22 protein-coding genes and 2 tRNA genes are annotated in these 19,898 nt (G+C 53.7%); 7 read left to right on the top strand and 17 right to left on the bottom strand.

Features of this window, described 5'->3' with window-relative positions; all coding sequences use genetic code 11:
* Positions 1 to 12: 12 nt before the first annotated feature.
* A complete protein-coding gene (gene rimP / locus SK50_RS21855) occupies positions 13 to 465 on the bottom strand; it encodes a ribosome maturation factor RimP (RefSeq protein ID WP_014833432.1) in 453 nt (150 codons plus the stop codon).
* A gap of 207 nt (positions 466 to 672) precedes the next feature.
* Positions 673 to 749, bottom strand: a tRNA-Met gene (locus SK50_RS21860).
* Positions 750 to 1,035: 286 nt separating this feature from the next.
* Here SK50_RS21860 and argG point away from each other — a divergent pair.
* On the top strand, positions 1,036 to 2,382 hold the full coding sequence (gene argG / locus SK50_RS21865) for an argininosuccinate synthase (protein ID WP_015571974.1): 1,347 nt from the start codon (positions 1,036 to 1,038) through the stop codon (positions 2,380 to 2,382).
* Positions 2,383 to 2,569: 187 nt separating this feature from the next.
* On the opposite strand, the gene SK50_RS21870 is transcribed toward argG, so the two are convergent.
* The 6 genes from SK50_RS21870 to rlmE all read right to left on the bottom strand — a co-directional run bounded on the left by SK50_RS21870 (position 2,570) and on the right by rlmE (position 8,161).
* Positions 2,570 to 2,656, bottom strand: a tRNA-Leu gene (locus tag SK50_RS21870).
* A gap of 9 nt (positions 2,657 to 2,665) precedes the next feature.
* Positions 2,666 to 2,998 (bottom strand): preprotein translocase subunit SecG, encoded by a 333-nt coding sequence (secG, locus tag SK50_RS21875; RefSeq protein ID WP_003861803.1) that lies wholly within the window; start codon positions 2,996 to 2,998, stop codon positions 2,666 to 2,668.
* A 222-nt stretch (positions 2,999 to 3,220) separates the two neighbouring features.
* Positions 3,221 to 4,558, bottom strand: a complete 1,338-nt coding sequence (gene glmM, locus SK50_RS21880) for a phosphoglucosamine mutase (protein WP_003861804.1) — start codon at positions 4,556 to 4,558, stop codon at positions 3,221 to 3,223.
* Positions 4,551 to 5,399, bottom strand: a complete 849-nt coding sequence (folP, locus tag SK50_RS21885; RefSeq protein WP_003861807.1) for a dihydropteroate synthase — start codon at positions 5,397 to 5,399, stop codon at positions 4,551 to 4,553. The genes glmM and folP overlap by 8 nt, the downstream gene beginning before the upstream one ends.
* Before the next feature lie 98 nt (positions 5,400 to 5,497).
* Positions 5,498 to 7,432, bottom strand: coding sequence for an ATP-dependent zinc metalloprotease FtsH (gene ftsH / locus SK50_RS21890; protein ID WP_003861810.1), 1,935 nt, complete (start codon positions 7,430 to 7,432; stop codon positions 5,498 to 5,500).
* Positions 7,433 to 7,534: 102 nt separating this feature from the next.
* Positions 7,535 to 8,161: a 23S rRNA (uridine(2552)-2'-O)-methyltransferase RlmE gene (gene rlmE, locus SK50_RS21895; RefSeq protein ID WP_003861812.1), complete on the bottom strand. Its 627-nt coding sequence runs from the start codon at positions 8,159 to 8,161 to the stop codon at positions 7,535 to 7,537.
* A gap of 127 nt (positions 8,162 to 8,288) precedes the next feature.
* Here rlmE and yhbY point away from each other — a divergent pair, with 127 nt between their 5' ends.
* Entirely contained in the window at positions 8,289 to 8,582 is a 294-nt protein-coding gene (gene yhbY, locus SK50_RS21900) for a ribosome assembly RNA-binding protein YhbY (protein WP_003861814.1), read from the top strand.
* 151 nt (positions 8,583 to 8,733) lie between these two features.
* Here the strand turns inward: yhbY and greA are convergent, their stop codons facing one another.
* Positions 8,734 to 9,210 carry a transcription elongation factor GreA gene (gene greA / locus SK50_RS21905; protein WP_006812122.1) on the bottom strand — a complete coding sequence of 159 codons (477 nt, stop codon included), beginning with the start codon at positions 9,208 to 9,210 and terminating at the stop codon, positions 8,734 to 8,736.
* A gap of 228 nt (positions 9,211 to 9,438) precedes the next feature.
* Here greA and dacB point away from each other — a divergent pair, with 228 nt between their 5' ends.
* From dacB to pmrB, 3 genes are read left to right on the top strand one after another with little or no spacing between them, the layout of a single operon-like run.
* Complete coding sequence (gene dacB / locus SK50_RS21910) at positions 9,439 to 10,872, top strand: serine-type D-Ala-D-Ala carboxypeptidase (protein WP_015571976.1); 1,434 nt, start codon at positions 9,439 to 9,441, stop codon at positions 10,870 to 10,872.
* 2 nt (positions 10,873 to 10,874) lie between these two features.
* Positions 10,875 to 11,537: a two-component system response regulator PmrA gene (gene pmrA / locus SK50_RS21915; protein WP_015571977.1), complete on the top strand. Its 663-nt coding sequence runs from the start codon at positions 10,875 to 10,877 to the stop codon at positions 11,535 to 11,537.
* A complete protein-coding gene (gene pmrB, locus SK50_RS21920; protein ID WP_017693913.1) occupies positions 11,534 to 12,577 on the top strand; it encodes a two-component system sensor histidine kinase PmrB in 1,044 nt (347 codons plus the stop codon). The genes pmrA and pmrB overlap by 4 nt, the downstream gene beginning before the upstream one ends.
* Before the next feature lie 33 nt (positions 12,578 to 12,610).
* Here pmrB and cgtA read toward each other — a convergent pair whose 3' ends face one another.
* The 4 genes from cgtA to rplU all read right to left on the bottom strand — a co-directional run bounded on the left by cgtA (position 12,611) and on the right by rplU (position 15,451).
* A complete protein-coding gene (gene cgtA / locus SK50_RS21925; RefSeq protein ID WP_017693912.1) occupies positions 12,611 to 13,786 on the bottom strand; it encodes an Obg family GTPase CgtA in 1,176 nt (391 codons plus the stop codon).
* A 15-nt stretch (positions 13,787 to 13,801) separates the two neighbouring features.
* Positions 13,802 to 14,767: a DMT family transporter gene (locus SK50_RS21930; protein ID WP_003861826.1), complete on the bottom strand. Its 966-nt coding sequence runs from the start codon at positions 14,765 to 14,767 to the stop codon at positions 13,802 to 13,804.
* 95 nt (positions 14,768 to 14,862) lie between these two features.
* Positions 14,863 to 15,120 (bottom strand): 50S ribosomal protein L27, encoded by a 258-nt coding sequence (gene rpmA, locus SK50_RS21935; protein WP_003861831.1) that lies wholly within the window; start codon positions 15,118 to 15,120, stop codon positions 14,863 to 14,865.
* A 19-nt stretch (positions 15,121 to 15,139) separates the two neighbouring features.
* Positions 15,140 to 15,451 (bottom strand): 50S ribosomal protein L21, encoded by a 312-nt coding sequence (gene rplU / locus SK50_RS21940; protein ID WP_003025032.1) that lies wholly within the window; start codon positions 15,449 to 15,451, stop codon positions 15,140 to 15,142.
* A 257-nt stretch (positions 15,452 to 15,708) separates the two neighbouring features.
* Here rplU and ispB point away from each other — a divergent pair, with 257 nt between their 5' ends.
* Positions 15,709 to 16,680 (top strand): octaprenyl diphosphate synthase, encoded by a 972-nt coding sequence (gene ispB, locus SK50_RS21945; protein ID WP_006812126.1) that lies wholly within the window; start codon positions 15,709 to 15,711, stop codon positions 16,678 to 16,680.
* 229 nt (positions 16,681 to 16,909) lie between these two features.
* The gene (sfsB, locus tag SK50_RS21950; protein WP_020480545.1) at positions 16,910 to 17,197 is read left to right on the top strand and encodes a DNA-binding transcriptional regulator SfsB; all 288 of its coding nucleotides are present in this window, start codon (positions 16,910 to 16,912) and stop codon (positions 17,195 to 17,197) included.
* Positions 17,198 to 17,260: 63 nt separating this feature from the next.
* Here sfsB and murA read toward each other — a convergent pair whose 3' ends face one another.
* From murA to mlaC, 4 genes are all read right to left on the bottom strand, one after another.
* On the bottom strand, positions 17,261 to 18,520 hold the full coding sequence (gene murA / locus SK50_RS21955; RefSeq protein ID WP_006812128.1) for a UDP-N-acetylglucosamine 1-carboxyvinyltransferase: 1,260 nt from the start codon (positions 18,518 to 18,520) through the stop codon (positions 17,261 to 17,263).
* Positions 18,521 to 18,570: 50 nt separating this feature from the next.
* The gene (gene ibaG, locus SK50_RS21960; RefSeq protein WP_003861840.1) at positions 18,571 to 18,825 is read right to left on the bottom strand and encodes a BolA family iron metabolism protein IbaG; all 255 of its coding nucleotides are present in this window, start codon (positions 18,823 to 18,825) and stop codon (positions 18,571 to 18,573) included.
* A 126-nt stretch (positions 18,826 to 18,951) separates the two neighbouring features.
* Complete coding sequence (gene mlaB / locus SK50_RS21965) at positions 18,952 to 19,245, bottom strand: lipid asymmetry maintenance protein MlaB (RefSeq protein WP_003861843.1); 294 nt, start codon at positions 19,243 to 19,245, stop codon at positions 18,952 to 18,954.
* The gene (mlaC, locus tag SK50_RS21970) at positions 19,245 to 19,880 is read right to left on the bottom strand and encodes a phospholipid-binding protein MlaC (RefSeq protein ID WP_006812130.1); all 636 of its coding nucleotides are present in this window, start codon (positions 19,878 to 19,880) and stop codon (positions 19,245 to 19,247) included. The genes mlaB and mlaC overlap by 1 nt, the downstream gene beginning before the upstream one ends.
* Between the last annotated feature and the right edge of the window lie 18 nt (positions 19,881 to 19,898).

The following is a 19,898-nucleotide window of genomic DNA, read 5'->3' on the forward strand; positions in this document are numbered from 1 at the left end:
CAATCCAGACTGTTAAAAGTGGGGAACCAGGTTCGCCTTCTGGATATTACTCAGCGCGAACACTTCATCTTTGCCTTCGACTGTCACCGTGATCATTTCACCATCAACGGCTTTGATAATTCCCTGCCATTTACGGCGGTTCTGTACGGCCATACGCAGAACGAGAGCCACTTCTTCACCGGTAAAGCGCACGTAGTGCTCGGCCGTGAACATCGGACGATCGAGGCCAGGTGAGGAAACTTCCAGGTTGTACGCAACGGTAATCGGATCTTCAACATCAAGAACCGCACTCACCTGGTGGCTGACATCAGCACAATCATCAACATTGATGCCATCTTCACTATCAATATAGATGCGCAGTGTGGATGTACGGCCGCGAACGAATTCGATGCCGACCAGTTCGTAGCCCAGTGCTTCGACCGGCGCAGTAATCATCTCTGTTAATTTTTGCTCTAATGTGGACAAGCCCACCCCCAAGACATAAAAAAAGGGCGTAAAGCCCAGTTATTCTGTAGTCAGATAACAAAAAACCCCGATAAATCGGGGCTTTAGATAACTGAACCCTATAGCCACAACTGTGGCCTGGAGCACTCTCCGAAAGCATTTTTTCAAATCCAGCTACGAAGGCTCTAAGTCTTCACAGTATATTTGAAAAAGAACTTTATGGGAAAGTGGTTGCGGGGGCCGGATTTGAACCGACGACCTTCGGGTTATGAGCCCGACGAGCTACCAGGCTGCTCCACCCCGCGCCTGAAACGTGGCAAATTCTACGCGTTTTGGACAGAATTTGCAAATAATGCTGGGATTTGGTACCGAAGACGGGACGTAAAATCGGCGTTCAGTATATTGATAGTTGACCCCACCTGTCAACCCAACTTCAGCCAAGGCAATAAAAGGGAAATTTTTACAAAAAACGCACACGTCTCTTTCGGTCGTCGATAAAAGATGATTAAATGAATACTCACTTATTTTGCATAAACATGCATCGAGAGCGAAAGCGGTCTCTAATCAGTCAATCAAGCAGGGTTTTATTATATGACGACGATTCTCAAGCATCTCCCGGTAGGACAACGTATTGGCATCGCTTTTTCTGGCGGCCTGGATACCAGCGCTGCACTGCTGTGGATGCGCCAGAAGGGAGCGGTTCCTTATGCATATACTGCGAACCTGGGTCAGCCGGACGAGGAAGATTATGACGCGATCCCTCGTCGTGCCATGGAATATGGCGCAGAGAACGCACGTCTGATCGACTGCCGTAAGCAGCTGGTTGCCGAAGGGATTGCCGCGATCCAGTGCGGTGCTTTCCATAATACGACCGGCGGCCTGACCTATTTCAATACCACCCCGCTGGGTCGTGCCGTCACCGGCACTATGCTGGTCGCCGCCATGAAAGAAGATGGCGTGAACATCTGGGGGGACGGTAGCACCTATAAAGGCAACGATATTGAACGTTTCTATCGTTATGGCCTGCTGACCAACGCCGAGTTGCAGATCTACAAGCCGTGGCTGGATACCGACTTCATCGACGAGCTGGGTGGCCGTCATGAAATGTCTGAGTTTATGATTGCCTGCGGCTTTGACTACAAGATGTCCGTTGAGAAAGCCTACTCAACCGACTCCAACATGCTGGGTGCGACGCACGAAGCGAAAGACCTGGAATTCCTGAACTCCAGCGTAAAAATTGTTAACCCGATCATGGGCGTGAAGTTCTGGGATGAGAACGTGAAGATCCCGGCGGAAGAAGTGACCGTGCGTTTCGAACGTGGTCATCCGGTTGCCCTGAACGGTAAAACCTTCTCCGACGATGTTGAACTGATGCTGGAAGCAAACCGCATCGGCGGTCGTCACGGTCTGGGTATGAGCGATCAGATCGAAAACCGTATCATTGAAGCGAAAAGCCGTGGCATTTACGAAGCGCCGGGGATGGCGCTGCTGCACATCGCTTACGAGCGTCTGCTGACCGGTATTCACAACGAAGACACCATCGAGCAGTATCACTCTCATGGCCGTCAGCTGGGCAAACTGCTGTATCAGGGTCGCTGGTTTGATCCACAGGCGCTGATGCTGCGTGACGCCCTGCAACGTTGGGTGGCAAGCGCAATCACCGGCGAAGTGACCCTGGAACTGCGTCGCGGCAATGATTACTCCATCCTCAATACCGTGTCTGACAACCTGACCTATAAAGCTGAGCGTCTGACCATGGAGAAAGGTGAGTCAGTGTTCTCTCCGGACGATCGTATTGGCCAGCTGACCATGCGTAACCTGGACATCACCGATACCCGTGAGAAGCTGTTCAACTATGTTGAGAATGGCCTGCTCTCCGCCAGTTCCGGTAATGGCCTCCCTCAGGTTGAGAACCTGGAACACAGCGATAAGAAATAATCGACAGCAAGTCATGCAAAAGGCGCCCATTGGGCGCCTTTTTTGTGGTCTTCGTAGGCCCGGTAAGCGCAGCGCCACCGGGCAAAACGGCGGGTGGCGCTGCGCTTACCCGCCCTACAAAAGATCGGATACACAGAATGTACAGACGAAAAAAAAGACGTCTTGCGACGTCTTTCTTCTGGAATATTGGTACCGAGGATGGGACTCGAACCCACAAGCCCGTTAGGGCACTACCACCTCAAGGTAGCGTGTCTACCAATTCCACCACCTCGGTACGGAATACTTACTGCGGGATATCGCTGGTTGGCTTAGCCGGTGCAGCTGGCTGAGTTTGCTCAGTTTTTGCTGGCGCGCTCAGATTTTCCCACTCGCTTCCTTTACTGGTCTTGTTGCTGTTGATATTGCCCAGCACCAGACTGATGATGAAGAACAGCGTAGCCAGAATCGCCGTCGTACGGGTCATGAAGTTCGCAGAACCACTTGAACCGAACAGCGTACCGGAAGCGCCTGCTCCGAAGGAGGCTCCCATATCAGCGCCTTTACCTTGCTGTAGCATAATCAGCGCTACGAGAGCGATGGCTACAATAAGGAAAATAACTAAAAGAGCTTCGTACATAATCAACCTGTTCCTTGCGGATTTGCCGCATACCAATGCTTCGACCAATTAGCAGGATTTTGTTTCCCACTGAAGCGGGTGTGAATACTAACCAAAGCGAATCACCTTCGCAAGGGCATTTTCGAGGCATTGTATCAACTGCGGAAAAAAACAGCAAAAAGCCATTCATTGCTTAAAACAAAGGCGGCAAACGCCGCCTTTTTAAACACTTATTCTGAAAGATTATGCAGCTTTGACTGCATCCGCAATGCGGTGCGCAAATTCGGTTACCTGCGCTTCGTCTTCGCCTTCCACCATCACGCGGATCAGCGGCTCGGTACCCGACTTACGCAGCAGGACGCGCCCACGGCTGCCAAGAGTCGCTTCCACCTCTGCCATCACCGCTTTCACGTTATCATTTTCCAGCGGGTCGCCTTTACCCGCGGTGAAACGCACATTGACCAGAATCTGCGGGAACATTTTCATGCCGCTGCACAGATCGTGCAGGCTCATATGGTTACGCGCCATCGCGGCAACAACCTGAAGCGCCGCCACAATACCGTCACCGGTGGTGGTTTTATCGAGCAGGATCACGTGGCCGGAGTTTTCCGCGCCAATACGCCAGCCTTTCTCCTGGAGTTTTTCCAGCACGTAGCGGTCACCCACTTTCGCACGAACAAACGGGATGCCCAGCTGTTTCAACGCCAGTTCCAGGCCCATATTGCTCATCAGCGTGCCCACCGCGCCACCGCGCAGTTGCCCCTGACGCAGGCCTTCACGGGCAATGATGTAGAGGATCTGATCGCCATCGACCTTGTTACCTTCGTGGTCAACCATGATCACACGGTCACCATCGCCATCCAGGGCAATACCCAGATCGGCCTTTTCAGCCAGCACACGCGCCTGCAACGCACGCACGTCTGTCGCGCCGACTTCTTCGTTGATGTTCAGACCATCCGGCTCGCAGCCGATAGTGATCACTTTGGCACCCAGCTCGCGGAACACATTCGGCGCAATGTGGTAAGTCGCACCGTTGGCACAGTCCACCACAATTTTGAGGTGTGCCAGGCTCAGCTCATTCGGGAAAGTGCCTTTGCAGAATTCAATGTAGCGGCCTGCGGCATCGACAATACGGTTTGCTTTACCCAGCTCAGCGGAGTCAACACAGGTGATCTCTTTTTCCATTTCCGCTTCAATCGCCTCTTCCACGTCATCCGGCAGTTTGGTGCCGTCGATGGAGAAGAATTTGATACCGTTGTCATAGAACGGATTATGGGAAGCTGAAATGACGATGCCCGCTTCCGCACGGAAGGTGCGGGTCAGATAGGCAACAGCAGGGGTCGGCATTGGCCCCGTAAAGGAAGCTGAAAGCCCCGCCGCCGCCAGCCCGGCTTCCAGCGCGGACTCCAGCATATAACCCGAAATACGGGTATCTTTCCCAATAATGATCTTACGGGAGCCATGACGCGCCAGCACTTTCCCCGCTGCCCAGCCCAGCTTCAGGACAAAGTCAGGGGTAATTGGCGCATCGCCTACGCGCCCACGGATGCCATCGGTACCAAAATATTTACGATTACTCATAGCGTTTGTTTTCCTTCGCTGCCAGTGTGGCTTCTACCACACGCATGGCTTCTACTGTTTCTTTTACGTCATGGACGCGAATGATGTGTGCACCTTGCATCGCGGCAATCACCGCGCAGGCCAGACTGCCGCTCAGACGTTCGCTCGGCCCGACATTCAACAACTGACCAATCATCGATTTTCTCGACATTCCCACCAGCAGTGGCAGGCCGAACTGATGAAACTCTGATAAGCGCGCAAGCAACGCGTAATTGTGTGAGAGATTTTTACCGAAACCGAAGCCCGGGTCGAGCAGCAATTTCTCTTTTGCGATACCCGCACGTTCACAGCGTTCGATATGCTCAATAAAGAAGCGGGTGACGTCGGCAAACACATCTTCATATTTTGGCGCCTCCTGCATTGTCTTAGGCTGACCCTGCATATGCATCAGACACACCGGTAGCCCGGTTTCTGCGGCGGCTTCAATCGCGCCCGGCTCGGTCAGCGAGCGGATATCATTGATAATGTGAGCGCCCACTCTCGCCACTTCACGGATCACTTCGGGTTTGGAGGTATCAACGGAGATCCACACTTCAAAGCGCCGGGCGATAGCCTCCACCACCGGCACCACGCGCGCCAGCTCTTCTTCCACTGAAACCTCCGCCGCGCCAGGCCGCGTTGACTCCCCTCCAACGTCAATGATAGTGGCACCCGCGTTAATCATTAAATTCGCGTGTTTAACCGCGTCGATAAGCGAATTATGCGTGCCGCCGTCAGAGAAGGAATCAGGCGTGACATTCAGGATCCCCATCACATGGGGATGTGAAAGGTCGAGATGCGAGTCCTGGGCGAATAGTTTCATGGTGAAGTCCCTGGGATTAATGTGGTTAAACAGATAAGAAAAACCCCGGAGCAAGCTCCAGGGTTTGAGATACAGACAAACGCTTCAACAGCAGTGACTTACTTGTCGCCCAACTGCTCTGACATGGTGTTGCCCGGGTTTGGCGTACGCGGTTCATCGACCGGACGCGGCGCACGCGGGGTGCCATTGTTGTCAGAATTGTTAGACGCGCCTGGGTCTTCCCAGCCTGCCGGCGGACGCACTTCGCGGCGCGCCATCAGGTCGTCAATCTGCGGTGCATCGATGGTCTCATATTTCATGAGCGCATCTTTCATCGAATGCAGGATGTCCATATTGTCGTTCAGGATCTGACGGGCGCGAGCGTAGTTACGTTCAATCAGCGCTTTCACTTCCTGGTCGATGATACGTGCCGTTTCATCGGACATATGTTTCGCTTTTGCCACAGAGCGGCCCAGGAATACTTCGCCCTCTTCCTCTGCATACAGCAGCGGACCGAGTTTGTCGGAGAAGCCCCACTGAGTCACCATGTTACGCGCCAGGTTTGTCGCCACTTTAATATCGTTCGACGCACCGGTGGAAACATGTTCCGCACCGTAGATAATCTCTTCAGCCAGACGACCGCCGTACAGGGTTGAAATCTGGCTTTCCAGCTTCTGACGGCTGGCGCTGATCGCGTCGCCTTCAGGCAGGAAGAAGGTCACACCCAGCGCACGACCGCGCGGAATAATCGTCACCTTGTGTACGGGATCGTGTTCCGGCACCAGACGACCGATAATCGCGTGGCCCGCTTCGTGATATGCCGTGGACTCTTTCTGCGCTTCCGTCATCACCATGGAGCGACGTTCCGCCCCCATCATGATTTTGTCTTTCGCTTTCTCGAATTCCACCATGGACACCACGCGCTTGTTACCGCGAGCGGCAAACAGTGCTGCTTCGTTGACCAGGTTAGCCAGATCCGCACCGGAGAAGCCTGGAGTACCACGCGCAATGATTGCCGCGTCGATATCTGGCGCCAGCGGTACGCGTCGCATATGCACTTTCAGAATCTGTTCACGACCGCGAACATCCGGCAGACCGACCACAACCTGACGGTCAAAACGGCCTGGACGCAGCAGCGCAGGGTCGAGTACGTCCGGACGGTTAGTTGCCGCGATAACGATGATACCTTCGTTACCTTCGAAGCCGTCCATCTCAACCAGCATCTGGTTCAGCGTCTGCTCACGTTCATCGTGACCACCACCCAGGCCTGCGCCACGCTGGCGGCCTACGGCGTCGATTTCATCGATGAAGATGATGCACGGTGCTGCCTTCTTAGCCTGCTCGAACATGTCACGCACACGAGATGCACCGACACCCACGAACATTTCAACGAAGTCAGAACCTGAAATAGTAAAGAACGGCACCTTCGCTTCACCCGCGATGGCTTTTGCCAGCAGGGTTTTACCGGTACCCGGAGGGCCGACCATCAGGACGCCTTTCGGGATCTTACCGCCCAGTTTTTGGAAACGGCTCGGCTCGCGCAGGTATTCAACCAGTTCACCCACCTCTTCTTTTGCTTCGTCACAACCTGCTACGTCAGCAAACGTGGTCTTGATCTGGTCTTCCGTCAGCATACGCGCCTTGCTCTTACCGAACGACATGGCACCTTTGCCACCACCGCCCTGCATCTGGCGCATAAAGAAGATCCAGACGCCGATAAGAAGCAACATCGGGAACCAGGAAATGAAGATAGAAGCCAGCAGGCTTGGTTCTTCCGGCGGCTCGCCTACCACTTTGACGTTTTTGGTCAGAAGGTTATCAAGCAGCTTAGGATCGTTCACCGGGATGTAAGTCGTGTAACGGTTACTATCTTTCTTGGTAACGTTGATCTCACGTCCGTTGATACGCGCTTCGCGAACCTGGTCCTGATTGACCTCTTGCAGGAAGGTAGAATAATCCACCTTGCGGCCATTCGACTCGCTGGGCCCAAAGCTCTGGAATACTGACATCAGCACAACGGCAATGACCAGCCAGAGTATTAGGTTTTTCGCCATGTCACTCAAGGGATTAACCTCATATTACAACTGTGTTAAAAACAGCGTCAGGATACTCTATATCCAGTTTCATTCAAACTTTCGCCTGAAATCTACCGGTTATCATTTTCGCCCGGTCGCTACAATATACACTTCACGGGAACGGGCCCGGGAAGAGTCCGGCTTACGAACTTTGACCTTCGCAAACAGGGAGCGAATTTCCTTAAGATACTCCTCGAAACCTTCGCCCTGAAACACCTTCACAACAAAACTACCACCAGGCGCTAGTACATCACGACACATTTCTAACGCTAGTTCCACCAGATACATGGCGCGGGGGATATCCACCGCCGGTGTTCCACACATATTTGGCGCCATATCCGACATGACAACCTGGACCTTACTGTCACCTACACGATCAAGTAGTGCTTTAAGCACTAATTCATCACGAAAGTCGCCCTGAAGGAAGTCGACACCGACGATGGGATCCATTGGTAAAAGATCGCATGCGATGATTCGGCCCGTTCCGCCGATCTGCGTAACCGCATACTGGGACCATCCGCCAGGTGCCGCACCGAGGTCGACCACCGTCATTCCCGGTTTAAAAAGTTTGTCACTTTGCTGTATTTCATCAAGTTTAAACCAGGCGCGGGAACGCAACCCCTTTTTCTGCGCCTGTTGAACATATTTATCGCTAAAGTGTTCCTGAAGCCAGCGGCTGGAGCTGGCAGAACGCTTTTTACCTGTCATTTAACATTTCCGTCCTGGTTCATCGTTGCTTGCCTGTGACGTAAATTTCTACGCAGCTATTTGGCGATATTAGGGAGATGGCGGTAGAATGAACCGTTTTCAATCCCAACGTAAGCAAAAATATACGATGAATCTGAGTACTAAACAAAAACAGCACCTTAAAGGTCTGGCACATCCGCTCAAGCCTGTAGTGATGCTTGGCAACAATGGTTTGACCGAAGGGGTGCTTGCCGAGATTGAACAAGCGCTGGAACACCACGAGCTGATCAAGGTGAAAATCGCCTCTGAAGACAGAGACACTAAAAACCTGATCGTGGAAGCCATCGTGCGCGAAACCGGCGCCTGTAATGTACAGGTCATCGGTAAAACGCTGGTGCTCTATCGCCCATCAAAAGAGCGCAAAATCTCGCTGCCACGTTAAGGATATCCTGAATCGAACACATTTTCTGTGTGAAACGAGGGATTTCTTTCAGCAGGCGAGCAAAATGCCATGCTCCTTGAGTTGATAAAAGGCCGCTATGCGGCCTTTTTCTTTTCTTTACAATGTATCAACATCTTAGTAGAGAAGCGAATTACAGGTATTCAACCTTAATAATTTCGTATTCCACTTCACCACCAGGGGTGCGGATGGTGACCACATCGTCCTGCTCTTTGCCAATCAGGCCACGAGCAATCGGCGAGTTCACCGAAATCAGGTTCTGTTTGAAGTCCGCTTCATCATCACCCACGATGCGATAGGTCTGCTCTTCGTCGTTGTCCAGATTCAGGACGCTGACGGTAGAGCCGAAGATCACACGGCCATTATTTGGCATTTTGGTGATATCGATAACCTGCGCGTTAGACAGTTTCGCCTCGATATCTTTAATGCGCCCCTCACAGAAACCCTGCTGCTCACGCGCCGCGTGGTATTCAGCATTCTCTTTCAGGTCGCCATGCTCACGCGCTTCCGCGATAGCGGCGATGATTTCAGGGCGACGCACGGATTTGAGAAAATCCAGCTCTTCGCGCAGTTTTTCGGCACCACGTAAGGTCATCGGAATAGCTTGCATTTGTTATACCTCTTAAACATTCCTGTTGGGAGCAGTGTTCCCTGCTCCAGCCCACCTGAACAGGCCAGAAGCAAAAAGAAAACCGACCCGGGAGCAACGCCCCAGGTCAGCAGCAATTTTTCAATTTGATACGCATTTTACCGCGAAGTTCACTATGGGTCATCGTTTACTTTACAGTGCCATGCACCGTAGTATGACGGTTTGTTTTCGGGTTGTTAGCGCGAGATTATGCGATTTTCCAGTTTTATCATCGGATTGACTACCAGTATAACGTTCACCGTTCAGGCCGCGAATGTTGATGAGTACATTAATCAACTGCCCGCCGGCGCGAACCTTGCCCTGATGGTGCAGAAGGTTGGCGCGCAGGCTCCCGAGATTGACTATCACAGTCAACAGATGGCGCTGCCTGCCAGTACCCAGAAGGTGATCACTGCCCTCGCCGCCCTGCTCCAGCTCGGGCCTGACTTCCGTTTTACTACCACCCTTGAAACCAGAGGTAACGTTGAGGGTGGCGAACTGAAAGGCGATCTTATCGCCCGTTTTGGTGGCGATCCCACCTTTAAGCGCCAGGATGTCCGCAATATGGTGGCGGTACTGAAAAAATCCGGCGTAACAAAAATTGATGGCAACGTGCTGATCGACACCTCCATTTTCGCCAGCCACGATAAAGCGCCTGGCTGGCCGTGGAACGACATGACGCAGTGCTTTAGCGCCCCGCCAGCCGCCGCCATCGTTGACCGTAACTGCTTCTCCGTATCGCTTTACAGCGCGCCAAAACCAAATGACTTAGCTTTTATCCGCGTGGCCTCATACTACCCGGTCACGATGTTCAGCCAGGTGCGGACGCTGGCGAAAGGCTCCCCGGAGGCGCAGTATTGCGAGCTGGACGTGGTACCGGGCGATCTCAATCGCTATACGCTCACCGGCTGCCTGACCCAGCGGTCCGATCCCCTCCCGCTGGCCTTCGCCATTCAGGATGGCGCGGGCTATGCCGGTGCCATTTTTAAAGATGAACTGAAGCAGGCGGGCATAACCTACACCGGAACGCTGCTGCGCCAGACGCAGGTGAATGAGCCAGGCACGGTGATCGCCAGCAAACAGTCCGCGCCACTGCATGATTTGCTTAAGATTATGCTGAAAAAGTCGGATAACATGATTGCCGACACGGTGTTCCGCATGATTGGGCACGCGCGATTTGGTGTGCCGGGCACCTGGCGGGCCGGTTCTGATGCCGTACGTCAGATCCTGCGCCAGCAGGCGGGTATCGATCTGGGCAACACCATCGCCGTTGATGGTTCCGGTTTATCGCGTCATAACCTGATCTCGCCGGCCACCATGATGCAGGTGTTGCAATACATTGCTCAGCATGACGCTGAGCTAAACTTTATTACGATGCTGCCGCTTGCCGGACACGACGGCTCTCTTCAGTACCGCGCGGGCCTTCACGCTGCGGGCGTGGATGGCAAAGTGTCAGCCAAAACGGGTTCCCTGCAAGGCGTTTACAACCTTGCCGGTTTTATCACGACCGCCAGCGGACAACGCATGGCATTTGTGCAGTATCTTTCCGGCTATGCCGTCGAACCGGCTGACCAGCGCAATCGCCGTATTCCACTGGTGCGTTTCGAAAGCAGGCTCTATAAGGACATCTACCAGAATAACTAGCGATGAAACTACTGATAGTTGAAGACGATCTGTTATTGCAGGAAGGGTTAGCGCTGGCGCTGGGGAATGAAGGCTACGCCCTGGATTGTGCCACCACGGCCGCTGAAGCAGATGCCCTGATCCAGAGCGGTGAATACAGCCTCGTGATCCTGGATTTAGGGCTGCCGGATAAAGACGGCGCGACGCTGCTCTGCCAGTGGCGTCGTCGCGGGGTTGAGAATCCCGTCTTGATTCTCACCGCCCGCGATGCCATTGAAGACAGAATTAACGGGCTGGATTCTGGCGCTGACGATTATCTGGTAAAACCCTTCGCCCTTGCCGAGCTACAGGCTCGCGTACGGGCGTTGATCCGCCGCTATCAGGGCCACAGCGACAACCTGCTGACGGACGGAGATATCACCCTCAATCTGCAAACTCAGCAGGTGCTGCGCCAGTCTCAGCCTGTGGAAGTGACGCCAAAAGAGTTCGCTCTGCTGACGCGCCTGATCATGCGCAGCGGGCAGACCGTGCACCGTGAAACGCTGCAACAGGACATCTACTCCTGGCAGGACGATCCAGGATCAAACACGCTTGAAGTTCACATTCATAATCTGCGGCGCAAGCTCGGTAAAGATCGCATCAAAACCGTACGCGGCGTGGGTTACCGTCTGGAGAGCCAGAAATGAACAGTATGCGCCGGCGATTAATGGTGTTGCTGGCGGTTATTCTGCTATTTTTTCAACTCATTAGCGTAGTCTGGCTGTGGCATGAGAGCCGCGAGCAAATCGGTTTTCTGGTGAACGAAACATTGTCCGCCAAAGCGCGCAACAACCATGTCGAAAAAGAGATCCGCGAAGCCATTGCCTCCCTGCTGGTCCCTTCTCTGGTGATGGTCGGTTTTACCTTGCTCTTCTCATTCTGGGCAGTCACCTGGATCACCCGACCACTCAACAAACTTCGCGCCAGCCTTGCGAACCGTTCGGCGGATAATCTGACTCCCCTGCCGATGTATTCCGATATGGAAGAGATAGGCGCTGTGACCACGTCGCTCAATCAACTCCTCGCCCGGCTGGACCACACTATTCAACAGGAACGCCTGTTTACCGCCGATGCGGCACACGAGTTACGTACGCCGCTTGCGGGGATCAGGCTCCATCTGGAACTGATGGCTCAGTCCGGTTCCCCGCAGGCCACGCCACTGATAAGCCGTATCGATCAGTTGATGCACACGGTGGAACAGCTGCTGATGCTGGCGCGTGCCGGGCAGGCGATGGCCAGCGGCCATTACGATACCGTGAACTGGACAGAGACGATCATTGCTCCGCTCAGCCTGGAGCATGAAGCCAAAGAGCATACGGTAATATGGCCGGCCCACAGCGTGCTGACGGTTCAGGGGGACGCCGTCCTGTTACGTCTGATGCTAAGGAACCTTCTGGAGAATGCCGCCCGCTACAGCCCGGCAGGCACAACCATTGAAGTGGCATTAACAGCGACGGAGGGCGGTACCCGGGTGAGCGTTACCGATCAGGGGCCGGGTATTGATGAGGCGCACCGCCAGTCGATCACCGAACCTTTCCGACGTCTCGATCAGCGCTACGGCGGCAGCGGCCTTGGGCTGAGCATCGTACAGCGTATCGTACAGCTCCATCATGGCCATTTAACGCTGGAGAACGGCGCTGAGGGCGGCCTCATCGCCAGCTGTTGGTTACCGGCGAAAATAGGATAAAAAAAAGCCCCGTTAAGGGGCTTTATACAGGGGTTAGTGCTTGTAGATGAACTCGACGCCTTCTTCGTCGTCTTCATCCCAGTCATCGTCCCAGTCTTCATCATCTTCTTCCGCTTCCAGCTCTTCGAGCTGCTGGCGGTGGTAGTCATCCCACATGAATTCGACTTTTTCAGGCTGTTTCGCCTCTTCTGCCTGAACGACCGGATTCTCGATGATAAAGGTCATCACATCCCAGCAGAGATCTTTCACGCCAACCTGGCTGGCGGCAGAGATCAGATAGTACTTATCTTCCCAACCCATCGCGTCGGCAATCGCTTTAGCTTTCGCTTCAGCTTCCGCTTTATTCATCAGGTCGATCTTGTTAAATACCAGCCAGCGCGGTTTTTGCGCCAGTTTTTCACTGTATTTCTCCAGCTCGCCGATAATAATACGGGCGTTTTCAACCGGATCGGAACCGTCGATTGGATCGATGTCGATGAGGTGCAACAGTACGCGACAACGCTCAAGGTGCTTCAGGAAGCGAATACCCAGACCGGCGCCTTCTGCTGCCCCTTCAATCAGACCCGGGATGTCAGCGACCACAAAGCTCTTCTCGTTATCCATACGGACAACGCCCAGGCTCGGCACCAGCGTCGTAAACGGATAATCCGCTACTTTGGGTTTCGCCGCAGAGACCGCACGGATAAACGTCGATTTACCGGCGTTTGGCATACCCAGCATCCCCACATCCGCCAGCAGCATCAGTTCCAGTTGCAGGTCGCGCTTATCACCCGGGGTACCCATGGTTTTCTGACGCGGGGTACGGTTAACGGAAGATTTGAAACGGCTGTTACCCAGACCATGCCAGCCGCCTTTCGCCACCATCAGGCGCTGACCGTGTTTGGTCATATCACCCATGGTTTCGCCCGTGCCCTGATCGATGACACGCGTACCCACCGGCACTTTGATCGTCACGTCTTTACCGCGTTTACCGGTACAGTCGCGGCTCTGGCCGTTCTGGCCACGCTCGGCGCGGAAAGATTTTTCGAAACGGTAGTCGATCAGCGTGTTGAGGTTTTCATCCGCCTCCAGCCACACGTCGCCACCGTCCCCACCGTCACCGCCGTCAGGACCGCCACGAGGAATATATTTTTCACGGCGGAAGCTTACACAACCGTTACCGCCATCACCTGCCACGACCAGAATCGTCGCTTCATCAACAAACTTCATTTTACTCTCCGTAACTCATTCGCCTGAGCGGGGGACTATTACAACCGCTTCATTTTTGCGCCAACGCCCCCAAAGACGATGACCAATGGCGGAATACATCGCGCCCGCAACCACGACAAACGCACCGAGATAACCCAACAGGTTGAGCATCGGCTTGACGAAGACATCGGGCCAGGCCATTGATAACAAATCTGAAAATAACAGCGTAAACAGCGGGGTAAGCGTGATTAAGGCGCTCACCTGTGCTGCCTGCCAGCGCGCCATGGCTTCAGCCAGAGCGCCATAACCGACCAGCGTATTCAGCCCACAAAAAATGAGGCACGCCAGTTGCCAGTCGCTGAGCTGGGTAATTACACCCGGCTTCGCTAAAGGCAATAATGCCAGTGTACACAAAGTGTACAGCAAAAAGAGGATCTGCTGTGAGGCAAGACGGCGCAATAACACCTTTTGCGCGACGCCATAACTCACCCAGACCGTTGCTGCACCCACCCCAAAAATGACACCCCAGGTGTAATCCGTCAGGCGGGTAAAAATCTCAATCAGGCTGGTATTAAAGAACATCACCAGCCCGCAAAGCAGCATGCTTGCCCCGATGATCTGCGTGCCGCGCATCTTCTCCTTGAGGATGAATACGCTGGCGACCATCATGCCGACCGGTGAAAGCTGACCAATCACCTGCGACGCTGTAGGGCTAAGATATTGCAGGGAAGAGCTGAACAGAATGAAGTTACCGAACAGACCGCCCGTCGCGATAGCCAGTAACACCAGCCAACGCGGTTTTCGGAAGATGCGCAGCGGTGGCAGCTTACCTTTGACGGCCAGAATGGCGCCCAGGCCTATGCTTGCCATCAGGAAGCGATAAAACACCACCGTCGGTGGCTCCATGACTTCCAGTACCTGCTTCATTGCAATTGGCAGCGCACCCCAGCACATTGCGGTAGTGAGCGCCAAAAGAATACCAATGCCGGCCTGCTGCTTCATGCCCGTTTTCCCTACAGAAAATTTTCCGGGTTTCCAATGTAAAAAGCCCCGCAACACGTTGCGGGGCTTTAATCCGTTACCGGACCGAGAAAACCTTACTCAGCAACGATGCTGATGTATTTACGGTTGTTCGGGCCTTTAACTTCAAATTTCACTTTACCGTCTGCTTTAGCAAACAGAGTGTGGTCACGACCGCAACCTACGTTGGTACCCGCGTGGAACTTGGTGCCACGCTGACGAACGATGATGCTACCCGCCAGAACGGATTCGCCACCGAAACGCTTAACGCCCAGGCGTTTAGCTTCTGAATCGCGACCGTTACGTGTGGAGCCGCCAGCCTTTTTATGTGCCATTTAAATCTCTCCTCAGGTCTTAGGCGCTGATGCCAGTAATTTTCACATCAGTGAACCACTGACGGTGGCCCTGCTGCTTACGATAGTGTTTACGACGACGAAACTTAACGATTTTAACTTTCTCGCCACGACCGTGAGCAACAACTTCAGCTTTGATAACGCCGCCATCAACGAAAGGAACGCCGATTTTGACTTCTTCACCGTTTGCGATCATCAGAACTTCAGCGAACTCAACAGATTCGCCAGTTGCGATGTCCAGCTTTTCCAGGCGAACGGTCTGACCTTCGCTTACTCGGTGTTGTTTACCACCACTTTGGAAAACCGCGTACATATAAACTCCGCTTCCGCGCACATCCTCGTATGATTCAGAGTGCGCTATAAATATTCACAATAGGGCGCGAATATTACGCAAAACGCGAGCCTTTGACAAGTGCTACCATCAATACATGAAGAAAAAAAACACAACACGTACGGTAACGTTTATCTGAGCCGTTTTTTCAGTACAATCAGCAATACTATTTATAAACCGAAACCCTTTGTGTACCCATCTCGTGTGGGATAAACAGGATAAAAAGCCCGGCTTTTGCGATGAATTTAGAAAAAATCAATGAGTTAACCGCGCAAGATATGGCGGGTGTGAATGCAGCAATCCTGGAGCAACTCAACTCTGACGTTCAGCTGATCAATCAGTTGGGCTATTACATCGTCAGCGGCGGCGGTAAACGTATTCGTCCGATGATTGCCATTCTGGCCGCACGCGCGGTTGGCTATCAGGGAAATGCCCACGTCACGATCGCGGCGCTGATCGAATTTATCCACACCGCCACCCTGCTTCACGACGATGTTGTGGATGAATCAGACATGCGTCGTGGTAAAGCCACCGCCAACGCCGCGTTTGGTAATGCGGCAAGCGTTCTGGTAGGCGATTTTATCTATACCCGCGCCTTCCAGATGATGACCAGCCTTGGCTCGCTGAAGGTGCTGGAAGTGATGTCAGAAGCCGTGAACGTTATCGCTGAAGGTGAAGTCCTACAGCTGATGAACGTCAACGACCCGGACATCACCGAAGAAAACTATATGCGGGTGATTTACAGCAAGACCGCACGTCTGTTCGAAGCCGCCGCGCAATGCTCCGGCATTCTGGCAGGCTGTAGCGAAGCTCAGGAAAAGGGCCTTCAGGACTATGGCCGTTACCTCGGCACCGCGTTCCAGCTGATTGATGATTTGCTTGACTACAGCGCGGATGGCGAAACGCTCGGTAAAAACGTCGGCGATGACCTGAACGAAGGCAAGCCAACGCTGCCGCTGCTCCACGCGATGCGCAATGGCACACCAGAGCAGGCGAAAATGATCCGGGAGGCTATCGAGCAGGGAAATGGACGCCATCTTCTGGAACCGGTACTGGAAACAATGGCTATCTGCGGCTCCCTGGAATGGACGCGTCAGCGCGCTGAAGAAGAAGCGGACAAAGCCATCGCCGCCATTCAGGTCATTCCCGACAGCCCATGGCGTGATGCGCTAATCGGCCTCGCGCACATCGCCGTCCAGCGCGACCGATAATCCCCTCCTCATCTCCCTGCGCCCACGCAGGGAGATTCCAGTACACACCAATAAATTACATTTCCGCGTAAGCCCATCGGGTTACAGGCCGCATGTATAAAGCCGTGCCTTATTCTGAATATTGCTTCTCGTAACATGAACTTTTTAGAACACATGTTCGAAGTGAGTATAGTAATGCTGTCTTTTCACACGAAACGACGTGGACGATAACGAACACAAGGACAGCATTATGGATACAAAATTCATCGACTGGCATTCTGCTGACATTATTGCGGCACTGCGTAAAAAAGGAACATCGCTGGCTGCCGAATCACGTCGTCATGGGCTAAGCTCGTCGACGCTGGCAAACGCCCTGACCCGCCCATGGCCGAAGGGGGAACTGATTATCGCGACAGCGCTGGATACGCATCCGTGGGTGATATGGCCGTCACGCTACCACGATCCTATTACCCATGAATTTATCGACAGAACGCGCATGATGCGCCAGGGCAAAACGAAGAAAGCACATCAGGACTGATGCACCAGGATTGACAGGAACAGCAATCCCCCGGCCTGTTATGGCAGGGGGGTGCCGGAACGATTACTCGCCCTTCACACGCTCGATATTTGCACCCAGCGCGCGCAGTTTGTCCTCAATACGCTCGTAACCACGATCGATGTGGTAGATACGATCGACAACGGTAGTCCCTTCCGCAATACAACCTGCCAATACGAGGCTCGCAGACGCGCGCAGATCGGTCGCCATCACCTGCGCACCGGACAGTTTTTCAACGCCGTGGCAAATTACCGTGTTGCTTTCAATCTCAGCATGCGCACCCATACGGATCAGTTCCGGTACGTGCATGAAACGGTTTTCGAAGATAGTTTCCGTGATGAAGCCTGTGCCTTCGGCCACCAGGTTCAACAGCGTGAACTGTGCCTGCATATCCGTCGGGAATGCCGGATGTGGCGCAGTACGCACGTTAACGGCTTTAGGACGCTGCCCGTGCATATCGAGGCTGATCCAGTCTTCACCGATTTCGATATCCGCACCCGCATCGCGCAGTTTCGCCAGCACCGCATCCAGGGTATCCGGCTGGGCGTTACGGCAGACAATCTTACCGCCAGAAATGGCCGCGGCCACCAGGAAAGTACCGGTTTCGATACGATCTGGCAGTACGCGATACACACCACCACCCAGACGTTCAACGCCTTCGATGGTGATACGGTCTGTGCCCTGCCCGCTGATCTTCGCCCCCAGCGCGACCAGGAAGTTCGCGGTATCCACGATCTCCGGCTCACGGGCGGCGTTTTCGATGATGGTAGTGCCTTCTGCCAGCGTAGCAGCCGACATGATGGTGACCGTTGCGCCCACGCTCACTTTGTCCATGACAATGTGCGCGCCTTTCAGACGACCATTGACGGACGCTTTAACGTAACCCTCTTCCAGCTTGATCTCCGCGCCGAGTTTTTCCAGGCCGAAGATATGCAGGTCAACGGGACGCGCGCCGATAGCGCATCCGCCCGGCAGTGAAACCTGTCCCTGACCGAAACGCGCCACCAGCGGACCAAGCGCCCAGATGGAAGCACGCATGGTTTTCACCAGCTCATACGGCGCTGAGAAGTTATTCACGTTGCTGGCATCGATCCAGACGGAACCGTTACGCTCCACTTTGGTGCCCAACTGGCCGAGCAACTTCATGGTCGTGTCGATATCTTTCAGCTTCGGTACGTTCTGGATCTCTACCGGCTCTTCTGCGAGCAGCGCAGCGAAAAGAATGGGCAGCGCGGCGTTTTTAGCGCCAGAAATTGTGACTTCGCCCTGGAGACGCGTGGGTCCCTGTACACGAAATTTATCCATCGTTTGCTCTCTTATAAATTCAACCGTGCTGCGGGCGTTTCGCCCTCAGCTCAAAAACCGTTTAGTTTGCGATCGCGTGCCCACTCCTGTGGGGTGAACGCTTTAATCGACAGGGCGTGGATGCGGTTATCCGCAATGTATTCCATCAGCGGCGCGTACACAGCCTGCTGTTTCTTCACGCGACTCATTCCGTCGAACATCTCACCCACAGCAATAACCTGGAAGTGACTGCCATCGCCAGAGACGTGGGCTTCCTGAAGGGAGAGTGCATTCATCAGCACAGTCTGGATTTCATTATTTTCCATGGGGTCTACATCATCTGATAGTGAAAACAAGCTCAACATCTTAGAGCAAAGTGGCGCGGTCTTAAACAAGCAAAAAGCCCCGACGCGTAAACTGTCGGGGCTTTCAGAAGTAACGTACTGAAAAAATTAGCGAGGTAATACGTCTTCGGGCAAATTGTAAAGCTGTGCAAGGGTAATCACGTTATCGCTTACCCCCGTCAGGGTAACGCTGCTCCCCTGCTTTTTGCCCGTGGCCACCAGGTGCGCCAGCAGGGCGATACCGGCGGTATCTACCCGCGTAACGCCATGGAGATCAATCAGCGTCACGCCCTGCATCGCGTTATGGCGAGCGTCCCACAGCGGGTTAAGCAGATCCTGATCCAGCTCTCCCGTCAGCGTCAACGTCTCGCCGTCACGCGCCCAGCTAAGCTGCTGTGACATTACTTCTTCTCGTCCAGGGTAATTTTCTGACGAGAGATGGACTGAAGCTGAGCCGTCAGGCCATCGATGCCTTTAGTGCGCAGCAGATCGCTCCACTCGTTCTGTTTAGTGGTGATCATGCTGACGCCTTCAGCGATCATGTCGTACGCCTGCCAGTTTCCGGTCTGGCTGTTTTTACGCCACTGGAAGTCCAGACGAACCGGTGGACGACCGTTTGGATCGATAATCGTCACGCGAATAGGAATGATAGTGGCATCGCCCAGCGGCTGTTCAGGGGCAATCTGATAGGTCTGCCCGTGGTACATCGCCAGCGCCTGGCCGTAAGCCTGTTTCAGGTATTCACGGAACGCCGCAAAGTAAGCCTCGCGCTGTGCAGGGGTCGCATCTTTGTAGTAACGGCCCAGCACCAGTGCGCCCGCATACTTGATCTGCACATACGGCAGCAGTTCCTGATCCACCACATCACGCAGATAATCAGGGTTAGAACGGATTTTTGGCTGTTCGTTTTTAAGACGGTCGAAGGTTTTCTTCGCGGCCTCATCCATCAGTTTGTACGGGTTACTCTGATCCGCAGCGTGCGCCGCGGTAAGAGGGGCAATGACCAGCATGGCAACCATTAACAGTCGTTTAAACATGAATGACTTCTCCTGAAA

Origin of the sequence: Enterobacter sp. BWH64, assembly GCF_001037645.1 — a bacterium.
GTDB classification, from domain to species: domain Bacteria; phylum Pseudomonadota; class Gammaproteobacteria; order Enterobacterales; family Enterobacteriaceae; genus Enterobacter; species Enterobacter hormaechei_C.

Coding starts and splice junctions, on each gene's coding strand:
- argG (WP_015571974.1), top strand. CDS start 1,036: ATGACGACGATTCTCAAGCATCTCCCGGTAGGACAACGTATTGGCATC.
- secG (WP_003861803.1), bottom strand. CDS start 2,998: ATGTACGAAGCTCTTTTAGTTATTTTCCTTATTGTAGCCATCGCTCTC.
- glmM (WP_003861804.1), bottom strand. CDS start 4,558: ATGAGTAATCGTAAATATTTTGGTACCGATGGCATCCGTGGGCGCGTA.
- folP (WP_003861807.1), bottom strand. CDS start 5,399: ATGAAACTATTCGCCCAGGACTCGCATCTCGACCTTTCACATCCCCAT.
- ftsH (WP_003861810.1), bottom strand. CDS start 7,432: ATGGCGAAAAACCTAATACTCTGGCTGGTCATTGCCGTTGTGCTGATG.
- rlmE (WP_003861812.1), bottom strand. CDS start 8,161: ATGACAGGTAAAAAGCGTTCTGCCAGCTCCAGCCGCTGGCTTCAGGAA.
- yhbY (WP_003861814.1), top strand. CDS start 8,289: ATGAATCTGAGTACTAAACAAAAACAGCACCTTAAAGGTCTGGCACAT.
- greA (WP_006812122.1), bottom strand. CDS start 9,210: ATGCAAGCTATTCCGATGACCTTACGTGGTGCCGAAAAACTGCGCGAA.
- dacB (WP_015571976.1), top strand. CDS start 9,439: ATGCGATTTTCCAGTTTTATCATCGGATTGACTACCAGTATAACGTTC.
- pmrA (WP_015571977.1), top strand. CDS start 10,875: ATGAAACTACTGATAGTTGAAGACGATCTGTTATTGCAGGAAGGGTTA.
- pmrB (WP_017693913.1), top strand. CDS start 11,534: ATGAACAGTATGCGCCGGCGATTAATGGTGTTGCTGGCGGTTATTCTG.
- cgtA (WP_017693912.1), bottom strand. CDS start 13,786: ATGAAGTTTGTTGATGAAGCGACGATTCTGGTCGTGGCAGGTGATGGC.
- SK50_RS21930 (WP_003861826.1), bottom strand. CDS start 14,767: ATGAAGCAGCAGGCCGGCATTGGTATTCTTTTGGCGCTCACTACCGCA.
- rpmA (WP_003861831.1), bottom strand. CDS start 15,120: ATGGCACATAAAAAGGCTGGCGGCTCCACACGTAACGGTCGCGATTCA.
- rplU (WP_003025032.1), bottom strand. CDS start 15,451: ATGTACGCGGTTTTCCAAAGTGGTGGTAAACAACACCGAGTAAGCGAA.
- ispB (WP_006812126.1), top strand. CDS start 15,709: ATGAATTTAGAAAAAATCAATGAGTTAACCGCGCAAGATATGGCGGGT.
- sfsB (WP_020480545.1), top strand. CDS start 16,910: ATGGATACAAAATTCATCGACTGGCATTCTGCTGACATTATTGCGGCA.
- murA (WP_006812128.1), bottom strand. CDS start 18,520: ATGGATAAATTTCGTGTACAGGGACCCACGCGTCTCCAGGGCGAAGTC.
- ibaG (WP_003861840.1), bottom strand. CDS start 18,825: ATGGAAAATAATGAAATCCAGACTGTGCTGATGAATGCACTCTCCCTT.
- mlaB (WP_003861843.1), bottom strand. CDS start 19,245: ATGTCACAGCAGCTTAGCTGGGCGCGTGACGGCGAGACGTTGACGCTG.
- mlaC (WP_006812130.1), bottom strand. CDS start 19,880: ATGTTTAAACGACTGTTAATGGTTGCCATGCTGGTCATTGCCCCTCTT.